The following is a 24,281-nucleotide window of genomic DNA, read 5'->3' as shown; positions in this document are numbered from 1 at the left end:
TAGGAAGGGTATAGTGCGGCGCATTGTCCCAACGAGGTGCTTTTATGTCAACCAAAGCTTTATATTTAGCCTCTACTTCTGTGTATCGTAAGGCTTTATTGGAAAAACTTACACCGAACTTTTCTACCGCAAAACCCGAAGTAGACGAAACTGCTCTGTCAGGCGAAACACCGGAGCAACTGGTCAGCCGCTTAGCTGTATTAAAAGCACAAGCTGTGGCGAATAACTTAACTGAAGGTTTAGTTATAGGCTCAGACCAGGTGGCTGTATTTAACGGTCAAATCCTCGGTAAACCTCATACCGCCGAAAATGCCTATACACAGTTAAAAAGCTTCAGCGGCCATAGTGTCACCTTTTTAACAGGCCTCGCTTTGGTCAATGCACAAACCAAACAGCATCAGCTTTGTGTTGAGCCCTTTAAAGTGCATTTTCGTGAGTTAACAGACGCAGAGATCCTTGCTTATATAGAAAGAGAGCAACCTCTGAACTGTGCCGGTAGTTTTAAAAGTGAAGGTTTGGGTATTAGTTTGTTTGAAAAGCTCGAAGGCGACGACCCAAACAGTTTAATAGGCCTGCCGCTTATTCGTTTGCTTGAAATGCTCAGATTGGAAGGCGTAGATTTATTAACCCAGCCCTGACTTGAGCCCGCGGTATCAATAGACGGGCGGGTGTAGGGGCCTAGGCTTGTCCCGGCCCGACCATTGGCACCGCGGTATCATTAGACAGGCGGGTGCAAGACCCGCCCCTACGGATAATCAGAGCGCATTTAATAACTCTGGCAACGAATCAATAATAGCTTTGGGCTGGTAACGGCTTAGCTCTTCCCTGCCATGCACGCCATGAGTAACCCCTATACGTGGCATCTCTATGGCTTGCGCCATTGCCATATCGTGAATAGTGTCCCCCACCATAATAGCGCGGTGAGCGGGTAACTTAAGTTCTGCCAGAATTTGCTTCAGCATATCAGGGCTGGGTTTGGATTCGGCTTCATCGGCGCAGCGACTGGTACTGAAGTACGACTCTAAACCTGTCTCTTCAAACATCCGCTTTAAGCCTTTACGTGCTTTGCCTGTCGCTACAGCTAACACAATACCTTGTTGCGTCAGCTCCTGCATCACCTGCTCAGCACCTTCGAATAAAGGGGTCGGCGGATGCTCATGCGACAAATACTGGTCGCGGTAATGCTCAAATACGGTCTGGCGCTGTGTTGCATTGATACCTGGGAACAAAATATCAAATACAGGGTCCAGACTCAGGCCAATAATTTGTTTGACCTGATGTTCGGTGGGCACTACTAAACCAGACAGTTCTGCAGCAGAACGCATCGAGGAGACAATACGACCCACTGAGTCCATCACTGTGCCGTCCCAGTCAAATACTACTAAAGCGATGTCCGAACTCATTATTTTCTCTTCAGTTTTTCAAGCACGCTGCTTAATGCTTTATCCAAAGGCGCTTCACAAGTTAAGGTTTCGCCTGTGCCCGGGTGGGTAAAAGACAAAGTTTTGGCATGTAAATACAAACGGTTTAAACCCAGTTTCTGCATTTGTGAGGTAAATTCGTTATCACCGTATTTATCATCACAAGCAATAGCATGACCTTTACAGGCGGTATGCACCCGAATTTGGTGAGTACGGCCTGTGACAGGGAAAGCTTCCACTAAGGTGCCTTCTTCATAACGCTGCAGAATTTTAAAACGGGTTTCTGAAGGTTTGCCTAAAGCTTCATCAACACGCACCACCCGCTCACCACTTTGTAAGGTGTTTTTGCGCAGCGGCTCTGTCACCTTTTTTATTTTGCTGTCCCACTGGCCTGCCACTAAAGCCCAGTATTTTTTCTCTACTGTTTTTAAGCGCAGCTGTTCATGCAGATTGGTCAGCACAGAGCGTTTTTTTGCGATCAGTAAACAACCTGAGGTATCACGGTCTAAACGATGCACCAATTCCAGATGACGGGCAGTCGGACGTAAGGCCCTTAATGCTTCAATCACGCCAAAAGATAAACCACTGCCACCATGCACTGCCATGCCTGTGGGTTTGTTCAGAACTATTAAGTCGTTGTCTTCAAAAATAATATGGCTTTCGAGGTTTTTCACCATAGAAAGACCTGTCGACACCGGCTCTTTTTCCGGCTCGTCGTGAACAATAAGTGGAGGCACCCGCACCTGATCGCCGGCTTGCAGCTTGTACTCAGGTTTTATTCTTTTTTTATTAACCCGCACTTCACCTTTGCGCAAAACCCTATAAATCACACTCTTTGGTACGGTCTTCAGCCGTGCCATTAGGAAGTTATCTATGCGTTGACCGGAATAATCTTCTTCTACATCAATATATTGCACCGGAGTTTTGATATTTTCAGTCATGCGTTTCAGTTACTCTGCTAAGCTTAAATTAAGTTGCTATTGTTCGCTAATTAGTGGGATAATTACCGGGCTAATTATGCCAAAAATGGCAATTAGGGCGCTCAAAGTGACGTAAGAGAAAATGTGAGGCACCGTTCGGGAGGCAGATCATACCGAATTCGTTGGGAAAACCAACGTATTTATACTCTGCGGGCGAGAATAACGCTATTTGTCTGAAGTAATGCTGCGTAATTTATTACTGACAGAGACAAAACACAGCTTCCGGTCACTTAGGCAAAAAAAAATTGCGACAACGCAGCGCGGTATCGCGCGATCTCTGTGTCAGATCACAGCAAAAAACATTTAAGTGCGGCCCTGACAAGGCGGCGCAAAATATACTGAAGCAGGTTTAAGTTAAATTAAGTCGACAAGCACGCAAACCAGGTTGGGTTCATAACCCATTAAACAGGCAGAGCAAAAGCAGTCAACTACAGGTAACAGTAGCCCGCAAAAGTATAAAATGAGTTAGCTCAAGCATTCCCAGTCGAGAGACTGCAGCATTGATATGTTTGACCATCTGAAACGCGGACGCAGGATGTCGTTGCGTTGTGGCCTATGTAACAGAGTCACAAAACAATGAAAAGAATGTTAATTAACGCCACGCAGGAAGAAGAAATCCGCGTAGCACTAGTCGATGGACAAAAATTATACGACCTGGATATTGAAAGCCCAGGACACGAACAGAAAAAAGCAAATATCTACAAAGGAAAAATCACCCGGGTTGAGCCCAGTCTGGAAGCTGCTTTTGTTGATTATGGTGCTGAACGCCATGGCTTTTTACCTCTGAAAGAAATCTCCCGCGAATATTTCCCAGCCGGTTATACCTTTGACGGTCGCCCCAATATTAAAGAAGTAGTTAAAGAAGGTCAGGAAGTTATTATCCAGATCGATAAAGAAGAACGTGGTCAAAAAGGCGCAGCCTTAACTACATTCATTTCTTTAGCTGGTTCTTATTTAGTGCTGATGCCTAACAACCCTCGCGCCGGTGGTATTTCCCGTCGTATTGAAGGTGACGAGCGTCAGGATTTAAAAGACTCTTTGGATCAATTACAACTGCCAGACGGCATGGGTTTAATTGTTCGTACCGCTGGTGTGGGTAAATCTCACGAAGAGCTGGATTACGATTTAAAAGCCTTATTAAAACACTGGTCTGCTATTACGCACGAAGCTCAAAACCGCCCTGCACCATTTCTGATCCATCAGGAAAGCAACGTGGTCTTCCGTGCTATCCGTGATTACCTGCGCCGTGATGTGGGCGAAATACTGATCGACAACCCACGTATTTTCGAAGAAGCCAAAGTTTATATTCAGCAGTTCCGTCCTGATTTTGCCCACCGCGTCAAAATGTATCAGGGCGAAGTGCCACTCTTTATGCACTTCCAGATTGAAACTCAGATTGAATCCGCTTTCCGTCGTGAAGTGCGTTTACCTTCTGGTGGCTCAATCGTTATCGACAGCACTGAAGCTTTAACTGCCATTGACATTAACTCGTCAAAAGCAACCAAAGGCGGTGATATCGAAGAAACAGCCTTTAATACCAACTTAGAAGCGGCAGATGAAATTGCCCGTCAGTTACGTTTACGTGACTTAGGTGGTTTGATTGTGATCGACTTCATCGATATGACGCCAGTGCGTCATCAACGTGAAGTAGAAAACCGTTTAAAAGACGCCGTAAAACAAGACCGTGCCCGCGTACAGATTGGCCGCATTTCACGTTTTGGTTTACTGGAAATGTCACGTCAGCGTTTACGTCCGTCACTGGGCGAATCTGCCACTCATGTGTGTCCACGTTGTCATGGCCGCGGTACTATCCGCAGCACCGAGTCTTCCGCTCTGTCGATTTTGCGTTTAATCGAAGAAGAAGCCATTAAAGACAACACCAGTCAAATTCATGCTCAGGTGCCGGTTTCTGTTGCTACTTACCTGATGAATGAAAAACGTGATTCAGTGCGTCGTATTGAAAGCCGTCACGGTATCCGGATTTACATCATTCCTAACGAACATATGGAAACGCCAAACTATGAAGTGACGCGCATCCGTATCGACGAAGAAATTGAAGAGTCCAGCTACAACATGGTGAAAGCTCCTGCTATCGGCAGTGCTGTCTATCACCCTATTGGCGAAAACGTCAAAGAAAAGCCTGCAGTCTCAGCTATTAATATGGCTGAAGCTTCGGCCTCTGCTGCTGCCGCGCCCGCTGTAGCTGCTGCAGCTCGTAAAGTTGAAGTAGCCGAAGTAAAAGAAGCAGGCCCAGGCCTGGTCGATTCTGTAGTGGGTTGGTTTAAATCTTTATTCGCTGCAGCTCCTGCTCCAGAGAAAAAAGTAGAAGAAGCACCACGCCGCACGAATAACCGTGATAACAACAGACGTCGTAACAACAAAAATCGCCGCCGTCAGGAAGGGGATGAAAAAGTTGCAAAAGACGACAACGCTACTCCAGCGAAAGCTGAGCGCACTACTGAACGTACTACGGAACAACGAGCGCCAAGACAGGATAAACCTCGTCAGGAACGTGGTGAACGCCCGGAACGTGGAGAGCGCACAGAACGAACTGAGCGACCAGAGCGTGCCGAAAGACCAGAACGTACTGAACGTCCGGAACAGAAAAAACCTGTATCAGAACGTCCAGCTCCGGTTAAAGCCGTAGAAAACGACGAAGAGCACAGCACTAAAATTGTTGAGCGCCGTCAACGCCGTCAGATGCGCAAGTCTGTGCGTCATGAAAAAGAAGGCGTTGCAGCTGTAGCAGCAACAACTGTAGTGGAAGCAGCAGTAGTCGCCTCTCCTATGGTCGAAACCGCAGTAGTTGCACCAGTCGCCATCGACACAGCTGTGGCTGAAATTGCGGTAGCAGCACAAATAAAAGAAGCTGTTGCGGTGACTGAAGCACCTGTTCAGGCAGATGCTGTTGAAGCTGAAACTGTCGATACTGATGCTGTTGAAAGCACTGATGCGGAAAAAGAAGCCGCTGAAGGTCGCAGCCGCAGCCGTCGTTCTCCTCGTCATTTACGTGCTGCTGGTCAGAAACGTAAAAAAGAGCAACAGGACCAGGAAGCTGAAGAAGCTTTAGCTGCGCGTTACCCTGAAGATCAGGACGCTACACTAAGCACTGAACAGCAATTGGATCTGCCGATTACTGAAACAGTCACTGAAACTGCTGCTGTTGTTGAAACCGCACCAGTTGCTGCTGAACCAGCTGCTGTAGTTGAAGCTACACCAGTTGCTGCTGAACCAGCCCCTGCTGTTGAAGCTACACCAGTTGCTGCTGAACCAGCCCCTGCTGTTGAAGCTACACCAGTTGCTGCTGAATCAGCCCCTGCTGTTGAAGCTACACCAGTTGCTGCTGAACCAGCTGCTGTAGTTGAAGCTACACCAGTTGCTGCTGAACCAGCCCCTGCTGTTGAAGCTACACCAGTTGCTGCTGAACCAACTCCTGTAGTTGAAGCAACACCAGTTGCTGCTGAACCAGCCCCTGCTGTTGAAGCAACACCAGTTGCTGCTGAACCATCTGCTGTAGTTGAAGAAGCACCAAAGGCCCGCACGCGTAAAGCAGCTGTGAAAAAGGTAGTTGCTGAAGTGAAAGCTCCGGTTGTTGCTGGTAACAGATACGCCAGAATGGTGACTGCAGATATGACTAAACCAGTAGCCAAAGCTGAAACTGTGGCAGCTACAGAAACTGCAGCTCAAACCGCAGCTATGGATAACAGCGAACGACCTCTGGTGATCAGTTCAGAACGTCCTGGTGGCTCAGCCTCTGCCCGTCAGATGAGTGTTGCTCCTATGACAAAACCTGGTTCAGCTGAATAAGCTGGTTGAAAGCCAAAAGAGAGGCCACCGCAAGGTGGCCTTTTTGTTTTATCCTGAGCCGCTCAGCCTTTTATTCTGATGTAAAATGCGCCAGTACTTTCTCAAGCACTTGCTGACGAATGTCATCCTGTTCAAACAGCAACTCATGTTTAGCGCCTTTAATCAGCTGTAAACCGCCGACACAACCTGAATTTGGATTCTCTGCCAATGCAGTGCAAAACTCATGCTGTGCATCTGCTGAGACTATAGTGTCCAGCTCTGCCTGCATCACCAGCAAAGGAATTTTGATCTTATCCGCTTGCTGTTGCATTTGGGGTAACACAGCACAAGCCTGCTCCAGCCAGCCCCAGGTAGCTCCACCTAACTGGATCTGTGGATTATCCTGATACAACCTTTGCATCCACTGATAACGCTCTTTCGAACCTGTTAACTCATTGCCTTCAAAAGGTCCTGCGGCATAAGCTTTATCAGCAAAACCTGCGTAACCTTCTGTCGAAAACAGCGTGACTGTGGATGCCAGACGACAGGCATCCCACTCATCATAAGCCAGCTTGCCATTAATACCATGCATGGGTGCTGACAGAGCTGCTTTTTGAAATAGACCCGGGTGCTGCTGCAAATACAAAGTACTGATTGCGCCCCCCATAGAGTGGCCTATCAGATACATAGGTAGCTTTTGATCCGCTTGTACTTTATCCGCCAACACAACGCGGCTAATGAGCTGGTGCATATCATCAATATAGTGCTGAAAATCTTCGATATGACCTTTATGTGGGTTATCTGTTAAACGAGCCGATAAACCCTGTCCTCTGTGATCAAACATCAGCACCTGATAACCTTGCTCTGTCAGCTGATAAGCCAGTTCCTGATACTTCAGATAAGACTCAGTGCGGCCATTCACTACAACCACAGTAGCTTTCACTTGCTCAGGTCTCATCAATACATAATGCAAGCTAGTGCCATCAGACAACTTCAGCTGTTGTGGTGTCACAGTCTGCCAAAAGGGTTGGACTTGCTGCTGATACAGTGTGGCAAAATTATCCACGGCTTGTACGTCAGCTGTCATTACTCCGCATAACAGTGCTGTAGCGATCAATGAATAACGAAATTTCATGCCTTGTCCTTAGTGACTCTGGCTCAGGATCTGAATGACTGAGCCTCTTAACTTGTCATGATAGTAAGCAGCTCTGGCTAAATCTGCCGGGTTCAGCGCTTGATTTTCCAGCACCACTAAGCTCAGTTGATGTTGAGGAAAATAATTAAATACCGAGACAAAACCCGGAATATAGCCGCCATGGCTCCATTCAACACCTGCCGCAGTTTGTGTAATTTGCACCCCATAACCGTAATACACCTCACCCCATCGATGCTGACGTAGCATCTGTGAAGTTGTCATTTGGTGCAGACTGGTTTTGTTCAGCTGTTGCTGCATACACAAAGGCAATACGGCTATATCAGCTGCAGATGCAATCAAGCCACCACTGGGCTCTGCTTCAACCGGTATAAAAGCTGTGATGGCTTTTAACTGCCCCTGCTCTTCATACCAGCCCTGACTGACCCTGTCTGCCTTGTCCGCAAAACCAGAGCTGTGCATCTGGCATTGTTGCAATAATTGCGCTGCTAATTCAGCATAAGGACGCTTTGTGACAGCCGTCAGAATTTGTCCAAGCAGCTGAAAATTTAAATTGTTATAGCGGAACTCGCCATAGTTATTCTGGGTATTGATATCCACCAGACCAGAGCTGTGATTCAATAAATCAGCAACGCGCACTGATGCTGCCCATGGCTGTTTCAGTTCAGGCAAGTAGCGCTTTACCGGCGCCTGTAAATCGACAGTGCCTGATTGTACTTGTTGCATCACCAACATGGCGGCCAGAGTTTTACTAATGGAGCCAACAAAAAATACGCTCTGTTGATCAAAAGACGGACCTTGCACAATCTGCTGTGAATGCTGTGGTGAAAAGGGCCCTTGTTGATATTGCCACAGCACTTCGTTGCCACGCATTAACAAAGCAGCCCCCTGAAAAGCAGGTCGGCCTGCAACTTTCTGCTGGATTTGAGCGGTTAAAATACCAAAATCTTTGTCAGATAATGTCGATTCGGTGGCCGCTGTGCAGCCTGAAAAAACTAAAAAAGGCAAATAGCAAAGTTTAAACATAAGTGACTGAACCCATCACCAGTCTTAAAATAAGGCCCAAGTCTAACCTCTGCTGCTATCTTTGTAACCAACAGCAGCTTTATTTATTTTGACTGCGACAAGCAACAGAGATCTGAGCCATTCTTTTGATTTAAAGTGGGTTTCACCGCAGAAAGTCATAGCAAATACAACAGCGAAAGCCATTTTTATGATAAAAAGCTTAGCCTTGGCCAAAGCTTCTTTCCGGACTTTTTCTGATATGCCTGAACAACACACCCATCAGCGATTTTTGATTGGTCAACTGACCTTTGATCCTAACAGCCGTGAGCTAAGCTCGGCGACAGAAACTTTGTATCTGGACCCCCAGGCCTATCAGCTGTTATCGCTTTTTATTGCAACAGAACAAGGCCAACTGAGCCGCGATCAAATGATTGAACAGCTGTGGGCTGGTCGCGTGGTCAGCGAAAGCGCCATTAATAAGTCAGTGTCTTTATTACGCAAAGCCTTTGCTCAGCTTGACCCTGCAAGCCCTTATATTGAAACCCTGCCCAAGGTAGGCTATCGGCTTTGTCAGCCCCTGACTATTAAAGCGCCACAACAGCAAGCCGTCGAATTCGTTGCAGAACCCGCCATCACAACTCAAACAGCAGCACCTGCAGTAGTTGCAGTGAAAAGCTCCGGCTTTAAAACCAAATTGGGATTAGGCTTACTTTGGGCATCCCCTTTGTTATTTTTTGTCTGGTGGTTTTTTATTACGTTAGCGCCTGCGCCAGAACAACTGACTACGCCTTATATGACGGCCCCAGTGCCCGTCAGCCATGCTCAGGGTGTTGAGTATGATCTCAGCCTTAGCGCCGATGGCTCTGTGCTGTTGTATTTCTCTTCACAAGCAGAAAAAAAACAGCTGCTGTTACAGCAGGGTAAAGACCAACTACAGCTGTTAGCCGAAGACAATGACATCAGCACCGCAGCTTTAAGCCCTGATGCTTTGCAGCTGTTATGGGTGAAACAAAACCCGCAGGGCTGTGTGGTCGAATGGTTTTTACTGGCTAAGCCAGAGCAGAAAAAAGCAGTAGCCCAGTGCGCTACAGATGCAGTGGTGAAACTCAGTTGGCAAAACGACAGTAAGGGTTTTTATCTGCGCGACAGAGCCGATAAAACCCAGCCTTATACCTTGAGCCGTTATCGTTTGGATACCACAGCCAAACAGCAGATCACCAATCCGCTCAGTTCAGAAAGCCCTACCGGAGAATTGGCTTTTGCTGAATCCGATGATGGCAAAAAGCTGGCAGTTTTACGTTATCTGGAAAATCAGCAGACTTTGCTATTGATCCTCGACAGCAGCAGTTTTGTGGTGTTACAGCAAAAAATTCTGCCGCTGCAAGCCACGCAGATAGACTGGTTAGGCAATCAGTTGTTACTGAGCAAAGGTGCTGAATTGCTGCAATACAGTTTCGACACAGACCAGCTGGAGTTTTTATTTTATACAGGCCGTACTGTGCAGTCTCTGGCTGTGGTTCAACAGCAGATCTACTACGCTGACTACGAGCTGGACGCTGATATCTGGCAACATGATTTGAGCAACAATAAAGCCAGGATCCGTATAGGCAGCAGTAAAATTGACCGTATGCCTCGGGTGAATCACAAAGGCGATTTAGCTTTTTTAAGCCAGCGTCATGGCAAAGATCAGATCTGGCTGCAGCCTGATGGTCAAAACGAATACCTGTTGGCGGATTTACCCGGCGTCCCGGCTTTTGTGCGTTTGCAGTGGTCCCCGGATGGCGAGTCGTTAATTTTCAGCAAAGACGGCGCCTTATGGCAACTTATTGTAGCTTCAGGCCAACAGCGGGTATTGATAGCGCCTGAACATCAGGTGGAAGTGGCTAACTGGATAGCGGATGGTTCAGGCATTATCTACAGCAGTCAACAAAGTGGTGACTGGCAATTATGGCAACTGGATTTAAACACAGCAGCCACCACTCAATTGACGACTCAGGGTGGTTACAGCGGTTATCTGCTAAAGGATCAGCTGTATTTCAGCAAGTTTCATCAGGACGGTTTATTTCAGCTGGATTTAACCACTGGAGAAGAGCAGTTACTGATCGCCGACTTTAACAAAATCAACTGGCTGAACTGGAGCTTGTCGCAAGGGCAGATTTATTATTACCAGCCGGATCAGGGCATACGGCAGTACCAGCTACAGAGCAAGGAAAACAACCTGCTATTGGCGACACCAGAGCGATTTGTCCATCATTACGCCATTGAAAACCAGCAGCTTTTTTATGTCAAAGCAGGCTTGCCCAAAGGCGATATTTATAAGCTGATGCCTGATGGCGCTAAATCCAACTGACAAGCCGCTACTGAATAAAAGTTCTGTGCTTAAAACAGCACTTTTTCTCCGAACTGAAACAAGGCCTTTACAATAAGGCCTTGTTTCACCTGATAACTGCATAAGAGTTCAACCTGACCACGACCTTCAGGGAAATTACGCTGAATAAGTTCGTGGTCTATGACCCACTCCCCCATCACTATTCTTTTTAATAGCTGTGCATGCAAATCAGCTTCAGCAAAACGCTGGCTGATCCGCTGCTGCATTTCGTCGTGGCCATGTGCCAACACTGCACCGTGAAAATCCAACTGAACTGCGTCTGGGTGATAACAAGCCAGCCAGGCTGAGATATCTTTGCTGTTATAAGCATCCAGTTGCTGCTGTATCAGTTGCTCTGCTGTGATCTGTTTTTTGCTGTCTGTCATCTGAGCTTTACCTTGCAATAAAACTCAGATAATGACCAAAAGCGCGCTAAAACACCAGTACAGCTGAAAAAGCTTTGAGTGGCAGTATCAGCGCTATTTAGTGTCCGGACCGCCTGAATAGACCGACCATACGAGCCACCCTTTGCCCCAGATAAAAAGCAGTTTCCAGATCTGGCGCTTCTATTGCGCCATCCACAGCTCTGGCAATCAAACCAGCCTGGGCACCAAGCCGATTCGGCGCCTTTGCATCACCAGCACCAGCTAAATCCAGCCCTGCCCACAACATACCGTGCTGCGCTGCCAAAATTTGCAAATAATGCAGGCAATGTAATGTATCGCCACAGTAGCCATTACCCACAGTAAAACCGGCTGCGATTTTGTCAGCCCAAAGCTGCTCAACCCAATGATCGCCAGCCGTGGCATCAGCAAAAGCTTTAAACTGCGCCGAGACAGAGCCCATAAAAGTGGGAGAACCAAAAATGACAGCTTCAGAGTGATCAATGATTTCAAGCACAGAAGAGTTTTTAAAACGTCCTTGCTGTATATCCACTCCTTCAATGCGAAGCAATTGAGGTTGTGCAGTTGCGATTGAACGACAACCTGCGGCCACTGCTTCAGCCAACTGTGCTGTAGTACCTGTGACTGAATGATAAACAATAGCTATCTTCATTGGCTTGCCTCCGCTTTCACTGACATGACCGGAGCTGCCATTTTATGCTGACCAAGCCAGACACCGGTCAACACCAACAGCATACCCAGACTTTGCAGCAGGGTCAGATGCTGATCCAGCACCACAATACCAAGCACAGTCGCACTTAAAGGGCTGAGTAAACTAAAACCCGTGACAGCACTGGCAGACATTCGCATCACACCCCGTAGCCAGAAAATATAAGTCAGGCCAGTCCCAATAAGGCCAAGCCAGAGGTAACCCAAAATATGAGTCAGGTTAAGGCTTTGCGGCAGGGTTTCAACACCTACGACAAGCGGCAATAAAAACAAGCCACCAACACTTAGCTGCCAGCTGGTGAGTACCATAGCACTGACCGGAGGTTGCCATTTTTTCGTTAATAAGGTGCCACAGGCCATTGCCAAAGCACCAGCTGCAGCTGCTATTACACCTATGCCATCCAACTGAGCTGCAGGCCCTAACACCAACAGAGCCACCCCCAATAAACCCAACAAAGCAGCAATCCAGCTTAGCCATGAGGTGCGGCCACCCAGTACTGCCCAGCTTAATATCACCACCACCAAAGGCTGAATAGCGCCTACTGTCGCAGCTACACCACCAGGTAAACGATAAGCAGCGACAAAAAGCAGTGCCTGGAACACACCAATATTTAAAAAACCTAACAGCAGAATTTTGCCCCACCAGCCGGACTCTGGTAACTGACGTAACCATAACAACATAAGAAGACCGACCGGCAAGGTACGTAAAGCCGCAGACAATAAGGGGACATCGGCAGGCAAAAACTCTGTGGTGACTAAATAGGTGCTGCCCCATATCAGCGGGGCTAAAGCGGTTAACCAGGGATCATACCAACGGGATACAACTGAACTCATAACCAGACTCTCCTTTTACAATGCGAAGCGCACAGACTTAAAATCTGCCGCCACTGTAAAAGCTCAAGCTAACTTGAGGTCAAGCGAAGTTTAAACTAATTTTCAATACCTTAAATGTCCAGCTGCAACAGATAACCTGACACTGCCTTGTCTTGCACTATCGCCACTTGTGGGATCTGCTTTATCTGCCGGAAACCAGCCTTTTGTAAAACCCGCTCAGATGCCGGATTTTCGGCTGAAACACAGGCATATAAGGTTTTCAGTTCCATCTGTTTTGCCTGCTGTATCAACTGCTCCAGAGCAAAGCTGGCAACACCTTTGCCCGACCAGTCTTCAGCAATACGGTACCCCACATAAGCCGATTGCTGGCTCTGGTTTATATCTTTGATATTGGCTCTGCCAATTAACTCTTCTGCAGCGTTAAACACCAGAGCAGGCCAGGCCAACAGTTGCTGTTTTAACAACAAAAAGTCGGCGATATGCTGCTGCACAGCTTCAAGCTGGTAAAACTCATTGGCTCTGGCATCAATTTTTTGTTCGAAAAAGCTTTTGTGGGCCAGTTCAAATTGCAACACCAGATCGGCATCATCTGGCAACAAAGCACGGATTGTATAAGCAGACATTTACACTGGTCCGGTTGATGGCAAAACAGCTGTGCCCTGATGAAACACCATTTGCCAGCCTAAGCTATTGAGTTGCCATAAAGAGCTGCGTAACGACAACTTGCTTTGCATCTCTCCTGCTTTACGTAATTTGGCTTTATACAATACCTGAGCTAAATCGGCGGACAACAATCTGACCTCAAAATCAAAAGCTTCCACCGAAGGGGCTTGCTCTTCCGGTAGTCGCTGCAACACATGAGCTTTATCAAAACGCACGCCAGAGGCTGCAATTTCTTCAAAACCATTGGCCAGCAACAGATTTAACCGGGTTTGACTTCGCCTTGTTTCCGGTTGATGCAGCTGTAATTCCAGTGCAATCAAATGATTTGTTAAGGCTTGATATTGTTCTGATGTCACGATCACCTGCTTTGTTAGGCTTTGAAGCTACTATCGTCGTTTTACCTTAGTTAGCTGAACTCACGCAAGTGTTTCTGAATGCGCCAAGCAAGAAGTACGTTAGCGCACAGACGGCAAGCACTGGAGGGGCCAGTATCTACATAACCCAGCCCCCTCGCATGGCCCAACGGAGACTTTATTATGAAATTAACTACTGGTTTTACCTTATCTGTATTATTGCTTTCAGCAGTTACACTGACTGCTTGCGATAAATCCACACCAACCTATCCTGGTGCAGTTAAAACAACGGACGATCAAAGTGCAGTAGTGCCAATTGCAGACAGTGCTGTGCCTGTGGCAATTTCAGACGCCAACATCAACAATGATGTGACAACAGCTTTATTGCGTGATGATGATTTAAAGAACTTTGAGATCAATGTTGTGTCCACCAAAGGCGATGTTCGCCTGACGGGTGAGCTGGACAGCCAAAGCCAGATTAGCCAGGCGATACTGATCACTGAAGGTGTTGTAGGTGTGAAAGCTGTGCATAACGAATTGACAGTAAAGCGTTAATACAACCACCGCCTCTTTGATTGGAGGCGGTGTTATTGTAAAAGTTACAAGCTACTGATCTCTAAGATGCGATTTACGCCTTACTTTCCTCTTTACACTTCTCACTTAGAAATTAAATAACATCACCCCTATGCCCATACTGTTTTGGCGGAAGTTGTAATCCAGCAAAGTTTCGCCGTAGCCGGAGAACACCTGTAAGTGCCAGCGTAATCCGTCCAGTTTGCTGCTGTCGACCGGATAGGTCAGGTCCAACTGCCAGGAACCACGACTTAAATAGGAAAAATCGTTCCGCCAGGTCAGCTGAGCTGTTGCATCACCGGGTAACCAGTTAGCGCTGATTTCATGACTGCCTATATAGTCAATTAAATCCGGGTTATCGTCATCATCACCACTTTCAGAAATACGCTGGTTGTAACGCCAGTTCAAACCAAACTCACCTTTATCCACCGCAAATCCTGCATAGACTTTATTCCAGCTGCGTGACAATGGATCTGCTTGTCCGTTTGACTGGTGGGCTATACCAAATTGCAACATACGTATTTGCCATTCGCCGGGTAAGTCTCCCCACGCATCAGCCACAGGCACTATATACATCAACTCGGGTTGATAGTCGGTATTGCGAAAGGGAGCAGAATCCTGATCATTCCACAATTGCCACATCGATCTCTGGCTAAAAGCAAACCATAAGTCAGCACCGGGCAACAGTAACTCTGTCATCAGCTTGGCGCGTAATGACACCTGGATTTTACTTTCCATTTGTTTGTAGTTTTCGTTCGCTTCCGCCTGCCCCCGGGTTGGACTTTGTGGCGCTTTATTGATATTGGACGTGATATGCGCAGGTAAAAAGAAGTTAGGCTGGTAAGTGCGAAATACAAAACGATCACGTTTTTCTTCAGGCGTCAGCTCCCAGTATTTCTGCATCACTGTGGCAATGGGAATTTGGGCTGCACTGACTTCAGGCGCCAAAGCTGTTGTATGTTCTTTTACTTCAACATCTGTTTCCGCCACAGCTGAAGTTTCAGCATCACTGGTGCCAAAAATACGGTCATAACAGGCCAGACGTTGGTCTTTATTTGTGGTTTCACGACAATGTTTAACGTCCTGAGCACAAACCCCGGCACTGACTGAACTTATCAGCACAATGCCTGTTAGTGTTGATACTTTCTGTAGTTTTTTCACGCTCACTCCCGTAGCCTAAATACTGTCCTGCATGACAAGGGGGGATCCCCCTCTGATGCTTGCCTTCCAACATCCACCATTATAAGCAGCCAATATAAACAAGGACTTAACCACTACAAAAATAGCACTGAAGATCAGCTGATTTTGTTTGATCCAAAGCCTTATTTAAAGCTTTAAGTTGAACTAAAGGCAGCAAACACTTCAGCACCGGTCAGTTCAGTGGTTTGGTTGGCCAGACAGTACCAGTCTGGTTTTTGTTCAATAAAAATCTGATGATCGAGCACCAGATCAGTCAGTTGGTCCAATAAACCCACAGGAATAAAATACTGACCATTTTGTTTCAGCCGGTAAAACAAATGAGTGCCACAGTTATTGCAAAAACCCCGCTCGGCCCAGTCAGAAGAATTAAAAGTGGAGACAAAACAAGCCCCATCCAGTTTTACCTCTGTGCCGGCATCCAGAGTAAAAAGCGGTCCACCGCCCCACTTCTGGCAATACTGACAATGGCAAACTCCGGCCTGCACTACCACTGCGCCTGCCTGAATTTTTACTTTGCCACATAAACACTGACCATGAGCTTTTTGCAATGAAGGCTGAACTGTTGAAGAGGACGCTGACATACACCATTACCCGCTGGAGACCATACAGAGGTTCAGCCTACTGGATTTTGTTTTAGCTGTTAAGCAATTGTTGCAATAAGCCGGGTCAGATGCGGTAAATTCACAGCCTGAGTCTGTAAAAGCAGCTGTTGAGTGTTAATCACGACCGAAAAACTGGCGTCTGTCAGCGATAACTGCCGCACTTTAAATTCAGTACGCCCGGTTTTTTTAAACCAATAAGGAGCCAGTGAACATTGGGCAGAGCCTGTGGCTATATCTTCGTTGATACCAATGCGGGGGGCAAAATAACGTAATACATAGGTGTCTGGTGGGCTAAAGGCGGTAACAATCAATGCATGTTGTTCTAATTGTTGTATCAAAGTGAAGTCGGGTTGAAATTGCTGTACGGCCTGCTCGTCGGCAAGCACCAGTACTAAATCGCGGGTCTGAAAATAATCGATGCTCTGACAAGCCAGCAAAGCCTGGGGTAATTCAGTCTGTGTTTCAGGGCAAGCAAACCACTGCGGCAAAACCATCTGCAAAGCAGCAAAGCTGGCTGTTACCTCTAAATCACCATGCTGGCTTAAAAACTGATAACAGCCCTCACCTTTAAGCTGACGCACCAATGCAGCCGCAGCTAAAGTGCCATGGCCACATAAGTTGATTTCCTGCGAACAGGAAAACCAGCGGATCTGGTATTGATAAGGAGCATCCGCAATGGGCACTATAAAAGCTGTCACCACCTGTTCGGCTTCGGAAGCAATAGCCTGTAATACATCAGGATCAGGCCAATGACTTAATAAAGCGCAAGCGGCCGGATTACCGCTTTTTGGGTTGTCGGTAAAAACTTTAAAAAAATACAGCTGCGCTTCCATGCGTTCGCCCCTGTTAGCTCTTGCCTTTAGTCTTCAGAGCTTTCGCGGTATTTGATCTGCACAGCTTTTATAAAGTTACGCAGAATTTGATCCTGACACTGACGGAAATGATGATGATCAGCCCGACGGAAAAACGCACTTAATTCGGGTTTACTGATGCGAAAACCAATATCCGTCATCATTTGCACTATGTCGTCGTCTTTTAAATCCAGCGCAATTTTTAACTTACGGAAAATAATATTGTTATTTAAACGGCTTTCCGGCACTGGCTGTTCGCCGTCTTTACGACCCCGTTTTTCGATGATCAGGCCATTTAAAAAATTAGCTAAAGTGACATCATCACAGGCCTGAAAGGCTTCATCTTCATCTTTTTTCAGCCAGTCACTCACCTGCGCCCGGCTCACTGTTAAGCCTGCATGGGTAAATAAATTCATCATTTGTTGATCGCCAAAATCAAAGGCGTAACGTAAACGGCGTAGTACATCGTTGTTATTCATAAAAAATTCGCAAAGCGCTCCAGTCAAGTTGCCGGCATTTTAACAGACACAAAGCCATGCTTGCTGATTTTCTTTCGCGGTTTCAAACAGATGCCATGTTATAGTCCAGTTCATCTTGTTTTGGGTTCTGCTTTTTATGACTAAGATCGCTGTTTTTGTCGATGTACAAAACATCTACTACACCACAAAGCAGGCTTATGGCCGCTCTTTTAACTACCGTAAGTTCTGGCAGCAATTGCAGCTTCGGGGTGATATCAGTTATGCCTATGCCTATGCCATTGATAGAAAAGACGATCAGCAAATTAAATTTCAGGACGCTTTGCGGCATATTGGCTTTGAAGTAAAACTAAAACCTTTTATTCAGCGTGCCGACGGCTCTGCCAAAGGCGACTGGGATGTTGGTATTACCATTGATGTCTTAACCTTAGCCGCCGAAGTGGACACTGTCGTCTTGTTATCTGGTGATGGTGATTTTGATTTGCTGTTACAGGCTGTCTACAAACAACATGGAGTTGATACAGTGGTATACAGCGTGCCGGGTTTAACGGCTCAGTCACTGCAACAAAGCTGTGCTTTGTGGCGCCCTATTGAAACGGACTTATTGCTGTAAAGCCCTGTAAAAAGTAAGGCCTTTCGGCTACACTACGCGCCCTTTTAAAGCTGTACCGAATTAAATCAGGACCCGTCATGAGCCAGTTACCTGCCTGCCCACAATGCAACTCTGCCTATACTTACGAAGACAACAGTCTGTTTATTTGCCCTGAATGTGGCCATGAATGGTCGACAACGGCCACTGCTGATGCAGCAGAAGGCGAAAAAGTCATCCGGGATTCCGCAGGCAATCTATTGCAGGATGGTGACACTGTCACTGTGATCAAAGACTTAAAAGTAAAAGGCTCCTCTTTGGTGGTTAAAATTGGCACTAAGGTGAAAGGCATTCGTTTAGTGGAAGGTGATCACGATATCGACTGCAAAATTGATGGTTTTGGCGCTATGAAGCTAAAGTCTGAGTTTGTTAAAAAGCAGTGATTTGAACACAACAGGGGCGGGGATAAACCCTATAGGTTTGGAATTGGATGTTGGACGGGCGGGGATAAACCCGCGCCCCTACTAGCTTTGCTTACCGTCGTATTTATGGATCTCTAACGTATCCAAATCGATCTCCTGTACACAGCGTACATTAATAGCCGCGACTTCATTGCCTTCTGGATCCACACCTAAGCCAAAAGGTGCACAACCACAAACAGGGCAAAACTGATGTTTTATTTTATGAGTATTAAAGGTGTAACTACTTAAGGGCACATCAGTTTTTAATATGGTCAGGCTAGAGCCAGGTACAAAAGCCAACAAATAGCCTTTTCTGCTACAAATCGAACAGTTACAACTTAAAGCAGAGCTGATATCAGCTTCCACCTGATAAGCCACAGCACCGCAATGACAACTACCTTGATACATCATACTAACCCCTTGTTTTTGCTTTGATCCCTGTACACTATGACGTAAATCATCTATTTTTCAACCTGCACTGCATCAGGAACTCAAGCCGTATTTGTGTTCAACGACGGGCAATACTACCCAGCCTTTATCAACCTCAGGGAAGACCTATGTCAGGCCAACAACAGCTACCCAGATCCATGATGCTCCTGCTTGCTTTACTGCAGGGATTGTCGCTTTATCTGTTACATCAGTCGATCAGTTTTGATTTTTGGCCTTCGACCCAACCAGAGTGGCTGTTTTTCCTGTATAGCCTGGTTTTTGTTGCACCTTTAACCTTGTTACTGTCACTGGAAAAAGGCCAGGAACTGAAACTAGCGCTGCGCTTAGTGCCTTTTGCTTTGCTTGTTGCCGTTCTTGGTTTTTATGCGGGTTTACAGGTCACGCCACTCGAACACATCAGTTATGAGCCTCTGCTGTTTGGCTTTATTTTTTCCATGCTGATCGCCAGTTTTAAAGCCTTGCTGTATATCCAACAGCAGGCGTCAGGCATGCCATTAAGTTACAACCTGTTGTTTCTATACTCCTGGCGTAATTTTTTAACTCTGGGATTGTCTCTGCTTTTTACTTTGGCCGTTTGGGCCGTGCTGATGTTGTGGGCAGCTCTGTTTAAAGTGATACAAATTGAGTTTTTCACCGACTTGTTTGCCAAACCATGGTTTTATTACCCCACTCTGAATCTGGCATTTGGCTTTGGCGTTCTTATTTTTCGTAATCAAGCCAGTGTGATTGACACTATTACCCGCATTCACCAAGCGCTGATGAAGTTTTTGCTGGTGATTTTGGCACTGGTTTCTGTACTTTTTATGCTGGCCTTGCCCTTTACCGGCTTAGAACCGCTCTGGAAAACCGGGCACGGTAGTATATTAATTTTATGGTTACAAGCATTGATGCTGTTTTTCGTCAATGCCGTGTATCAGGCTGACACCGATAGCCGCCCTTACCCACTCTGGTTACATCGCGCCATTTACCTTGCTATTGTTCTGTTACCTGTCTATAGCCTGATCGCCTGTTATGGCCTGATGCTGCGGGTAGAACAATATGGCTGGAGTGTCAGTCGCTGTTGGGGTTTGGTGTTATGGGCAGTACTGGCTTTGTTTTCTGTGGGTTATTTGTGGGGCATACTGAAAAAACGTGATCTGTGGTTAAAGCATTTAAGTTGGATCAATGTCCGAATGGGCTTGGTGTTGCTGGCCGTGATTTTGCTGGTGAACTCCCCTTTGATAGATTTTCGAAAAATCACAGTACAAAGCCAGATGGCACGGCTTGAAGATGGCAGAACTCTCTTGGCAGATATGGACCTTCGCTATTTCCGTCACGATCTCGCCAAACCAGGTTACGACGCTTTGCAGCAATTAAAAGCCAGGTACAGTGAAACAGATCCTGCATTAGTGCTGCGGATTAACACGCTCTATAAGGATTGGCTTAGTAACAAAAGAGTAAATACCAGCAGTCAGCAAGAGCAACAATTGCTGACAGCCCTCAAACTACCAAAGGATCTGATTTTGCCACCCGGATTAGAAGAGGCTTTGTTTGCTTGGCAGAAGTATAAGGGCTGGCAGTTAAGTCTTATCAGCCAGTATCATCTGCGTCCTATCGACTTAAATAATGATGGAGTGCAAGAGTATGTGCTGCTCACTTACTCTTATGATGCCATTCATGCAGAGCTATTTCGTTTGAATGGTTCAGTCTGGCAACGAGCCTCTTTCGCGCTAATTTCTGGTGCAGATAAGTCTAAAGAACAGCCTGAGCCGCAACTCGACACTCTGGAGCTAAAACCACTAGCGCCAGAATGGCCGTTGTTGCAGATAGCAGACCAAAAATTCCAGGTGCAGGCGACGCGAGATTAAAGTTGTTGTTCCTGCGCTGCCAACAATTCAGACAAGGTGACCATACGGTAACCTTTTTCTTTTAAACCTTTGAGAATAAGAGGTAAAGCCGCGCGCGATGCTTCGCGGTTTTTGTACATTAAATGCAGTAAAACAATGGAACCAGGCTGAACATTCTCCAGTACATAACTGGCAATGGTTTGTGGATCATCTGCTATATCGCCATAGCTTTCAGGCTCCAGATCCCACATCACAGTGGTTCTGTTGGTCTGTGCCAGATACCAGGGCAACATCAGCAGTTTTTTGCCATAAGGTGGCCGGAATAAAATGTCGCCTTGAAAACCAGCCTCGCGAATTTGATGATCCGTAGCTTCAATTTCGCGGCTGATGTCATCCAGAGGCATCAACAGCATGCGGTTATGAAACCAGCTGTGGTTGCCAAGCTGATGACCCGCAGCCACTATTTGTTTGGCCTGAGTCATATACCGTTGGGTTTCTGCACCTGTGACAAAAAAGGTCGCTTTCACCTGATACAGCTCTAACAGCTGCAAAATACCGGCCGTGTAATGGGGTGTTGGGCCATCATCAAAAGTTAAAGCCACCAGTTTTTGTTCTGTGTCCACCTTATGAACAAGCTCACCAAACAGCTGAAATTGCCTGCTTGATGAGAGCTGCCAGAGGGTGATAAAGCTAACCAAAAGCACCAGAACCAGTTTCAGCCATAGCTTAGTGTTTAGCATGCTGTTGCTCAGTCGATGGATCAGTGGTTAGTGCTGGGGCATCCGACAGCCTGACTTCAGCAAAAGCTTCTGGTGGGCCAAATAAAAGTTTGAATTTATTACGCCAGCCATGCAGCCGTGGCCATAACAAGGTGATTTTTCGCCATTCATAAAAGGTAATAGTGATGGGGTTGTTCGACTGAAAATCGTCGGTAATACCATAACGACAGGCTTCTTCTTCAGGTACAAAAGTACCAAAGAGTCTGTCCCAAATCACCAAAACACCCGCATAATTCCGGTCTATATACTGAGGGTTACAGGCGTGATGCACTCTATGCCAGGCAGGAGTATTCAGCACCCAGCCCAAAATGCCCCAGTGTTTACCGGACTGAGTATGCACAAAAAACTGAAAGGCCAGGTTAATAGCCACAACGGCCAGCACCAGCTGCACCTCAAAACCAAGCAGCACTAGCGGTAACCAGAATAACCACATACCGGAAATTGGATAAGTTAAAGACTGACGAAAAGCCGTACTGAAATTCATTAAACGTGAGCTGTGATGCGCCACATGAGAGGCCCATAACCAGCGTACTCTGTGCGAGCAGCGGTGAAACCAGTAATACAAAAAGTCCTGGGCGATAAAAACCAGAAACAAATTCAGCGCTGAAAACTCAATAGAAAACAAGGCGAACTGCGATAACCATAACATCAGCGGCAGCAGCACCAGCAAGGCAATAAAATCGCCCGCCTGATGCAAAGCGGCTAAACCAAAGTTAGCAGCTGTATCACGCCACTGGTACAAAGCTTTGCCGCGCTTTTCACTGTAAAGCCATTCAGAGGCGATAAAAATGAAAAAAATCGGGCTAAGCAGCAACAAAATAAATTCAACTGGGATCACGCCATTACTCCTGTGTTGTAATTCGCGTTTACTTTAACTTGGTATTACAGCCAACAAAAGCGTTCTTATTGACCTTTTAAGGGGCAGAATTGACAACAATAACAGTTGAGCGCCTTCACATGTCTTTCTAAAGCGGCCCAGGTTTTACAGAGCCGGTTCGACAGGTAACTTTTTATAAATTAAATCTGCGAAGAATGTATCACCTATCTGATAACCATTATGCTGACGATCGACCAGACTAAAACCACATTTTTCCAGCACACGGCCAGAAGCTATATTGCCTTCGGTCACCACAGCCTGCCACTGTTTTATGCCAAGGGTAGTTCCATAATCCAAAGCCGCTTTTAACGCCACAGTCGCATACCCCTTACCAAAAAACTCTGGCAAAAATAGATAACCAACTTCAGCAATTACCCCTGTATCTGGCGCTACATCCAATCCATGAAAACCACAAACACCAACTGCAGTGCCACTTTTCTTTTCCACAACGACTAAACAAAACCAATGCAAATCACCGGCTTGCCATGGCTGTAATCGTTCTTCAAAACGCTGGCGGATTTGTTCATTAGCTAAAGGGTCTGCCACATACTGCAATACCTGTTCATGGCGATGCAATTGCAAAAACAAGGGCCAGTCGGCTTCCGTCAGCAACCGCAGAGTTAAACTGCCGGCATCCAGCGGTTTCATGGCTGCCCCTTTGCTTCAGGCGTAGTGCCTGATGTGCTTTGGGACTGAGGATCTGGTGTTGGTTCATCTTGCTGTTGATAATCCCACACACCCTGCTCTTCCAGCACTACTTTGCCAGAGCTACCTATCACTTGCAGTAAACCTGAGTCAAACACCAGATAACGAATACGGCCATTATTGAACTGATAACCTAAAAAGCGACAAGGCGTCACGCCATCAGCACAAAGGCTGTGCCAGGCAGAACCTTTTAACTCAATACTCGCACCTGAAATTTTAGAGGTGCCTTTGTACGACACATTCTGACATTGCACTTCGCCTTCAGGACAAAGCTGCTGAATTTCGACCTTATAATTTGGGGTATCCAGTTGCTGGGCAGAGGTAAAAGCAGAGGCCAGAAGCAGCAAAGGCAGCAGAATAAGTTTCATTAGTGAAGTCCTGTAACCAGATTTTATAGAGGCAGAGTTTATCACTCCGCCTCTATAAAGTTACATACTAATACCGCCATCCACTTCTACGACACGACCAGTAAAGAAGTCGTTTTCAAAAATATACTTCGCAGTATGCGCAATTTCTGTGGCTTCGCCTAAACGACCCACAGGCTTCATCGCCACTAAACGATCACGGGCTTCTGGTTTCATCGCATCTGTCATGGCAGTGCGGATCACACCCGGTGCTATAGCACCCACACGGATACCGTAACGACCTAACTCACGCGCCCAGGTCACTGTCATAGCGACAACACCAGCTTTGGACGCTGCATAGTTGGTTTGCCCCATATTGCCTGAACGGGCCACGCTCGACATATTGATAATCACGCCTTTACGGCCTGATTTCACCATCAAAGCCGCAGCTTCACGGCCACATAAAAATACGCCTGTTAAATTCACATCAATCACAGACTGAAACTGCTGATGCGACATTTTGCTGACCAGCTCGCCATCTTTAAATTTCAGCAATAAGCCGTCACGCAAAATACCAGCGTTGTTAATCAGGCCATCGATAGCACCAAAATCTGCTGCAATAGCGGCAAAAGTGGTTTCAACACTTTCTTCATTGGCAACGTTACAAACATAAGTCCGTACCCTAACGCCTGTCGCTGACAATTCCTCTTTAGCTGAGGCCAGTTGCTCTGCATTCATATCGAGCAAAGCCAGATGCGCGCCTTCAGCGGCTAACATACGAGCCATTTCTAAACCCAGCCCCTGAGCGCCGCCTGTCACTACTATTGTTTTGTCTTTTAAATTCATTATCTTTTTACCTGCTAAAACCAGCTG

At 46.6% G+C, this 24,281-nt stretch carries 26 protein-coding genes; 7 read left to right on the top strand and 19 right to left on the bottom strand.

The genetic code is table 11. From position 1 onward, the window contains the following. Positions 1-44: 44 nt before the first annotated feature. Entirely contained in the window at positions 45-638 is a 594-nt protein-coding gene (locus RHEIN_RS10450) for a Maf family protein (RefSeq protein WP_008898941.1), read from the top strand. A gap of 117 nt (positions 639-755) precedes the next feature. On the opposite strand, the gene RHEIN_RS10445 is transcribed toward RHEIN_RS10450, so the two are convergent. Continuing rightward, positions 756-1,403 carry an HAD family hydrolase gene (locus tag RHEIN_RS10445; protein WP_008898940.1) on the bottom strand — a complete coding sequence of 216 codons (648 nt, stop codon included), beginning with the start codon at positions 1,401-1,403 and terminating at the stop codon, positions 756-758. Continuing rightward, positions 1,403-2,362 carry a 23S rRNA pseudouridine(955/2504/2580) synthase RluC gene (gene rluC, locus RHEIN_RS10440; protein WP_008898939.1) on the bottom strand — a complete coding sequence of 320 codons (960 nt, stop codon included), beginning with the start codon at positions 2,360-2,362 and terminating at the stop codon, positions 1,403-1,405. The genes RHEIN_RS10445 and rluC overlap by 1 nt, the downstream gene beginning before the upstream one ends. Before the next feature lie 615 nt (positions 2,363-2,977). Here rluC and rne point away from each other — a divergent pair. After that, the gene (gene rne / locus RHEIN_RS10435; protein WP_008898938.1) at positions 2,978-6,208 is read left to right on the top strand and encodes a ribonuclease E; all 3,231 of its coding nucleotides are present in this window, start codon (positions 2,978-2,980) and stop codon (positions 6,206-6,208) included. Positions 6,209-6,278: 70 nt separating this feature from the next. Here the strand turns inward: rne and RHEIN_RS10430 are convergent, their stop codons facing one another. Together RHEIN_RS10430 and RHEIN_RS10425 are read right to left on the bottom strand one after the other, a co-directional pair. Next, positions 6,279-7,322: an alpha/beta fold hydrolase gene (locus RHEIN_RS10430; protein ID WP_008898937.1), complete on the bottom strand. Its 1,044-nt coding sequence runs from the start codon at positions 7,320-7,322 to the stop codon at positions 6,279-6,281. A gap of 9 nt (positions 7,323-7,331) precedes the next feature. Beyond that, the gene (locus RHEIN_RS10425; RefSeq protein WP_008898936.1) at positions 7,332-8,366 is read right to left on the bottom strand and encodes a serine hydrolase domain-containing protein; all 1,035 of its coding nucleotides are present in this window, start codon (positions 8,364-8,366) and stop codon (positions 7,332-7,334) included. A gap of 187 nt (positions 8,367-8,553) precedes the next feature. Here RHEIN_RS10425 and RHEIN_RS10420 point away from each other — a divergent pair, with 187 nt between their 5' ends. Beyond that, entirely contained in the window at positions 8,554-10,695 is a 2,142-nt protein-coding gene (locus RHEIN_RS10420) for a winged helix-turn-helix domain-containing protein (protein WP_008898935.1), read from the top strand. Positions 10,696-10,724: 29 nt separating this feature from the next. On the opposite strand, the gene RHEIN_RS10415 is transcribed toward RHEIN_RS10420, so the two are convergent. From RHEIN_RS10415 to RHEIN_RS10395, 5 genes are all read right to left on the bottom strand, one after another. Continuing rightward, positions 10,725-11,099, bottom strand: a complete 375-nt coding sequence (locus RHEIN_RS10415) for a nuclear transport factor 2 family protein (RefSeq protein WP_008898934.1) — start codon at positions 11,097-11,099, stop codon at positions 10,725-10,727. 97 nt (positions 11,100-11,196) lie between these two features. Next, positions 11,197-11,769, bottom strand: a complete 573-nt coding sequence (locus tag RHEIN_RS10410) for a flavodoxin family protein (protein WP_008898933.1) — start codon at positions 11,767-11,769, stop codon at positions 11,197-11,199. After that, complete coding sequence (locus tag RHEIN_RS10405; RefSeq protein WP_008898932.1) at positions 11,766-12,659, bottom strand: EamA family transporter; 894 nt, start codon at positions 12,657-12,659, stop codon at positions 11,766-11,768. Before RHEIN_RS10405 ends, RHEIN_RS10410 begins: the two co-directional genes overlap by 4 nt. Before the next feature lie 110 nt (positions 12,660-12,769). Next, on the bottom strand, positions 12,770-13,282 hold the full coding sequence (locus RHEIN_RS10400; protein WP_008898931.1) for a GNAT family N-acetyltransferase: 513 nt from the start codon (positions 13,280-13,282) through the stop codon (positions 12,770-12,772). Then, entirely contained in the window at positions 13,283-13,678 is a 396-nt protein-coding gene (locus RHEIN_RS10395) for a nuclear transport factor 2 family protein (protein WP_008898930.1), read from the bottom strand. Between the two features lie 180 nt (positions 13,679-13,858). Here RHEIN_RS10395 and RHEIN_RS20685 point away from each other — a divergent pair, with 180 nt between their 5' ends. Next, the gene (locus RHEIN_RS20685; RefSeq protein WP_008898929.1) at positions 13,859-14,230 is read left to right on the top strand and encodes a BON domain-containing protein; all 372 of its coding nucleotides are present in this window, start codon (positions 13,859-13,861) and stop codon (positions 14,228-14,230) included. Positions 14,231-14,335: 105 nt separating this feature from the next. On the opposite strand, the gene RHEIN_RS10385 is transcribed toward RHEIN_RS20685, so the two are convergent. The 4 genes from RHEIN_RS10385 to RHEIN_RS10370 form a co-directional block, all read right to left on the bottom strand. Further along, the gene (locus RHEIN_RS10385; RefSeq protein WP_008898928.1) at positions 14,336-15,409 is read right to left on the bottom strand and encodes a phospholipase A; all 1,074 of its coding nucleotides are present in this window, start codon (positions 15,407-15,409) and stop codon (positions 14,336-14,338) included. Positions 15,410-15,582: 173 nt separating this feature from the next. Then, positions 15,583-16,029, bottom strand: coding sequence for a GFA family protein (locus tag RHEIN_RS10380; RefSeq protein WP_008898927.1), 447 nt, complete (start codon positions 16,027-16,029; stop codon positions 15,583-15,585). Between the two features lie 59 nt (positions 16,030-16,088). Then, the gene (locus RHEIN_RS10375) at positions 16,089-16,883 is read right to left on the bottom strand and encodes a PhzF family phenazine biosynthesis protein (protein WP_008898926.1); all 795 of its coding nucleotides are present in this window, start codon (positions 16,881-16,883) and stop codon (positions 16,089-16,091) included. A gap of 26 nt (positions 16,884-16,909) precedes the next feature. Beyond that, positions 16,910-17,380 carry a DUF1456 family protein gene (locus RHEIN_RS10370; RefSeq protein WP_008898925.1) on the bottom strand — a complete coding sequence of 157 codons (471 nt, stop codon included), beginning with the start codon at positions 17,378-17,380 and terminating at the stop codon, positions 16,910-16,912. Positions 17,381-17,516: 136 nt separating this feature from the next. Between RHEIN_RS10370 and RHEIN_RS10365 the strand changes: the two genes are divergently transcribed. Both RHEIN_RS10365 and RHEIN_RS10360 read left to right on the top strand, forming a co-directional pair. Further along, on the top strand, positions 17,517-17,990 hold the full coding sequence (locus tag RHEIN_RS10365) for a LabA-like NYN domain-containing protein (RefSeq protein ID WP_008898924.1): 474 nt from the start codon (positions 17,517-17,519) through the stop codon (positions 17,988-17,990). 77 nt (positions 17,991-18,067) lie between these two features. Then, a complete protein-coding gene (locus tag RHEIN_RS10360; protein ID WP_008898923.1) occupies positions 18,068-18,409 on the top strand; it encodes a zinc ribbon domain-containing protein YjdM in 342 nt (113 codons plus the stop codon). 81 nt (positions 18,410-18,490) lie between these two features. Here the strand turns inward: RHEIN_RS10360 and RHEIN_RS10355 are convergent, their stop codons facing one another. Further along, complete coding sequence (locus tag RHEIN_RS10355) at positions 18,491-18,838, bottom strand: GFA family protein (protein ID WP_008898922.1); 348 nt, start codon at positions 18,836-18,838, stop codon at positions 18,491-18,493. A 146-nt stretch (positions 18,839-18,984) separates the two neighbouring features. On the opposite strand from RHEIN_RS10355, the gene RHEIN_RS10350 reads away from it, so the two are divergent. Continuing rightward, a complete protein-coding gene (locus RHEIN_RS10350) occupies positions 18,985-20,724 on the top strand; it encodes a DUF4153 domain-containing protein (RefSeq protein ID WP_008898921.1) in 1,740 nt (579 codons plus the stop codon). Here the strand turns inward: RHEIN_RS10350 and RHEIN_RS10345 are convergent. From RHEIN_RS10345 to RHEIN_RS10325, 5 genes are all read right to left on the bottom strand, one after another. Beyond that, entirely contained in the window at positions 20,721-21,443 is a 723-nt protein-coding gene (locus RHEIN_RS10345; protein ID WP_008898920.1) for a polysaccharide deacetylase family protein, read from the bottom strand. The genes RHEIN_RS10350 and RHEIN_RS10345 overlap by 4 nt on opposite strands. Continuing rightward, positions 21,430-22,320: a sterol desaturase family protein gene (locus tag RHEIN_RS10340; protein ID WP_008898919.1), complete on the bottom strand. Its 891-nt coding sequence runs from the start codon at positions 22,318-22,320 to the stop codon at positions 21,430-21,432. Before RHEIN_RS10340 ends, RHEIN_RS10345 begins: the two co-directional genes overlap by 14 nt. Positions 22,321-22,464: 144 nt before the next feature. After that, entirely contained in the window at positions 22,465-23,007 is a 543-nt protein-coding gene (locus RHEIN_RS10335) for a GNAT family N-acetyltransferase (protein ID WP_008898918.1), read from the bottom strand. After that, positions 23,004-23,432: a hypothetical protein gene (locus tag RHEIN_RS10330; protein WP_008898917.1), complete on the bottom strand. Its 429-nt coding sequence runs from the start codon at positions 23,430-23,432 to the stop codon at positions 23,004-23,006. The genes RHEIN_RS10335 and RHEIN_RS10330 overlap by 4 nt, the downstream gene beginning before the upstream one ends. Before the next feature lie 60 nt (positions 23,433-23,492). Further along, positions 23,493-24,254 carry an SDR family oxidoreductase gene (locus RHEIN_RS10325; RefSeq protein ID WP_008898916.1) on the bottom strand — a complete coding sequence of 254 codons (762 nt, stop codon included), beginning with the start codon at positions 24,252-24,254 and terminating at the stop codon, positions 23,493-23,495. Positions 24,255-24,281 lie beyond the last annotated feature (27 nt).

Source organism: Rheinheimera sp. A13L, assembly GCF_000217935.1.
Lineage (GTDB): Bacteria > Pseudomonadota > Gammaproteobacteria > Enterobacterales > Alteromonadaceae > Pararheinheimera.
Note: the sequence above shows the minus strand (reverse complement) of the source record. Positions and strands in the feature narration are given on the sequence as shown.

What these genes read in the sequence shown, in the direction of transcription:
- RHEIN_RS10450 (WP_008898941.1), top strand. Translation starts at nt 45, where the DNA reads ATGTCAACCAAAGCTTTATATTTAGCCTCTACTTCTGTGTATCGTAAG.
- RHEIN_RS10445 (WP_008898940.1), bottom strand. Translation starts at nt 1,403, where the DNA reads ATGAGTTCGGACATCGCTTTAGTAGTATTTGACTGGGACGGCACAGTG.
- rluC (WP_008898939.1), bottom strand. Translation starts at nt 2,362, where the DNA reads ATGACTGAAAATATCAAAACTCCGGTGCAATATATTGATGTAGAAGAA.
- rne (WP_008898938.1), top strand. Translation starts at nt 2,978, where the DNA reads ATGAAAAGAATGTTAATTAACGCCACGCAGGAAGAAGAAATCCGCGTA.
- RHEIN_RS10430 (WP_008898937.1), bottom strand. Translation starts at nt 7,322, where the DNA reads ATGAAATTTCGTTATTCATTGATCGCTACAGCACTGTTATGCGGAGTA.
- RHEIN_RS10425 (WP_008898936.1), bottom strand. Translation starts at nt 8,366, where the DNA reads ATGTTTAAACTTTGCTATTTGCCTTTTTTAGTTTTTTCAGGCTGCACA.
- RHEIN_RS10420 (WP_008898935.1), top strand. Translation starts at nt 8,554, where the DNA reads ATGATAAAAAGCTTAGCCTTGGCCAAAGCTTCTTTCCGGACTTTTTCT.
- RHEIN_RS10415 (WP_008898934.1), bottom strand. Translation starts at nt 11,099, where the DNA reads ATGACAGACAGCAAAAAACAGATCACAGCAGAGCAACTGATACAGCAG.
- RHEIN_RS10410 (WP_008898933.1), bottom strand. Translation starts at nt 11,769, where the DNA reads ATGAAGATAGCTATTGTTTATCATTCAGTCACAGGTACTACAGCACAG.
- RHEIN_RS10405 (WP_008898932.1), bottom strand. Translation starts at nt 12,659, where the DNA reads ATGAGTTCAGTTGTATCCCGTTGGTATGATCCCTGGTTAACCGCTTTA.
- RHEIN_RS10400 (WP_008898931.1), bottom strand. Translation starts at nt 13,282, where the DNA reads ATGTCTGCTTATACAATCCGTGCTTTGTTGCCAGATGATGCCGATCTG.
- RHEIN_RS20685 (WP_008898929.1), top strand. Translation starts at nt 13,859, where the DNA reads ATGAAATTAACTACTGGTTTTACCTTATCTGTATTATTGCTTTCAGCA.
- RHEIN_RS10380 (WP_008898927.1), bottom strand. Translation starts at nt 16,029, where the DNA reads ATGTCAGCGTCCTCTTCAACAGTTCAGCCTTCATTGCAAAAAGCTCAT.
- RHEIN_RS10375 (WP_008898926.1), bottom strand. Translation starts at nt 16,883, where the DNA reads ATGGAAGCGCAGCTGTATTTTTTTAAAGTTTTTACCGACAACCCAAAA.
- RHEIN_RS10370 (WP_008898925.1), bottom strand. Translation starts at nt 17,380, where the DNA reads ATGAATAACAACGATGTACTACGCCGTTTACGTTACGCCTTTGATTTT.
- RHEIN_RS10365 (WP_008898924.1), top strand. Translation starts at nt 17,517, where the DNA reads ATGACTAAGATCGCTGTTTTTGTCGATGTACAAAACATCTACTACACC.
- RHEIN_RS10360 (WP_008898923.1), top strand. Translation starts at nt 18,068, where the DNA reads ATGAGCCAGTTACCTGCCTGCCCACAATGCAACTCTGCCTATACTTAC.
- RHEIN_RS10355 (WP_008898922.1), bottom strand. Translation starts at nt 18,838, where the DNA reads ATGATGTATCAAGGTAGTTGTCATTGCGGTGCTGTGGCTTATCAGGTG.
- RHEIN_RS10350 (WP_008898921.1), top strand. Translation starts at nt 18,985, where the DNA reads ATGTCAGGCCAACAACAGCTACCCAGATCCATGATGCTCCTGCTTGCT.
- RHEIN_RS10345 (WP_008898920.1), bottom strand. Translation starts at nt 21,443, where the DNA reads ATGCTAAACACTAAGCTATGGCTGAAACTGGTTCTGGTGCTTTTGGTT.
- RHEIN_RS10335 (WP_008898918.1), bottom strand. Translation starts at nt 23,007, where the DNA reads ATGAAACCGCTGGATGCCGGCAGTTTAACTCTGCGGTTGCTGACGGAA.
- RHEIN_RS10330 (WP_008898917.1), bottom strand. Translation starts at nt 23,432, where the DNA reads ATGAAACTTATTCTGCTGCCTTTGCTGCTTCTGGCCTCTGCTTTTACC.
- RHEIN_RS10325 (WP_008898916.1), bottom strand. Translation starts at nt 24,254, where the DNA reads ATGAATTTAAAAGACAAAACAATAGTAGTGACAGGCGGCGCTCAGGGG.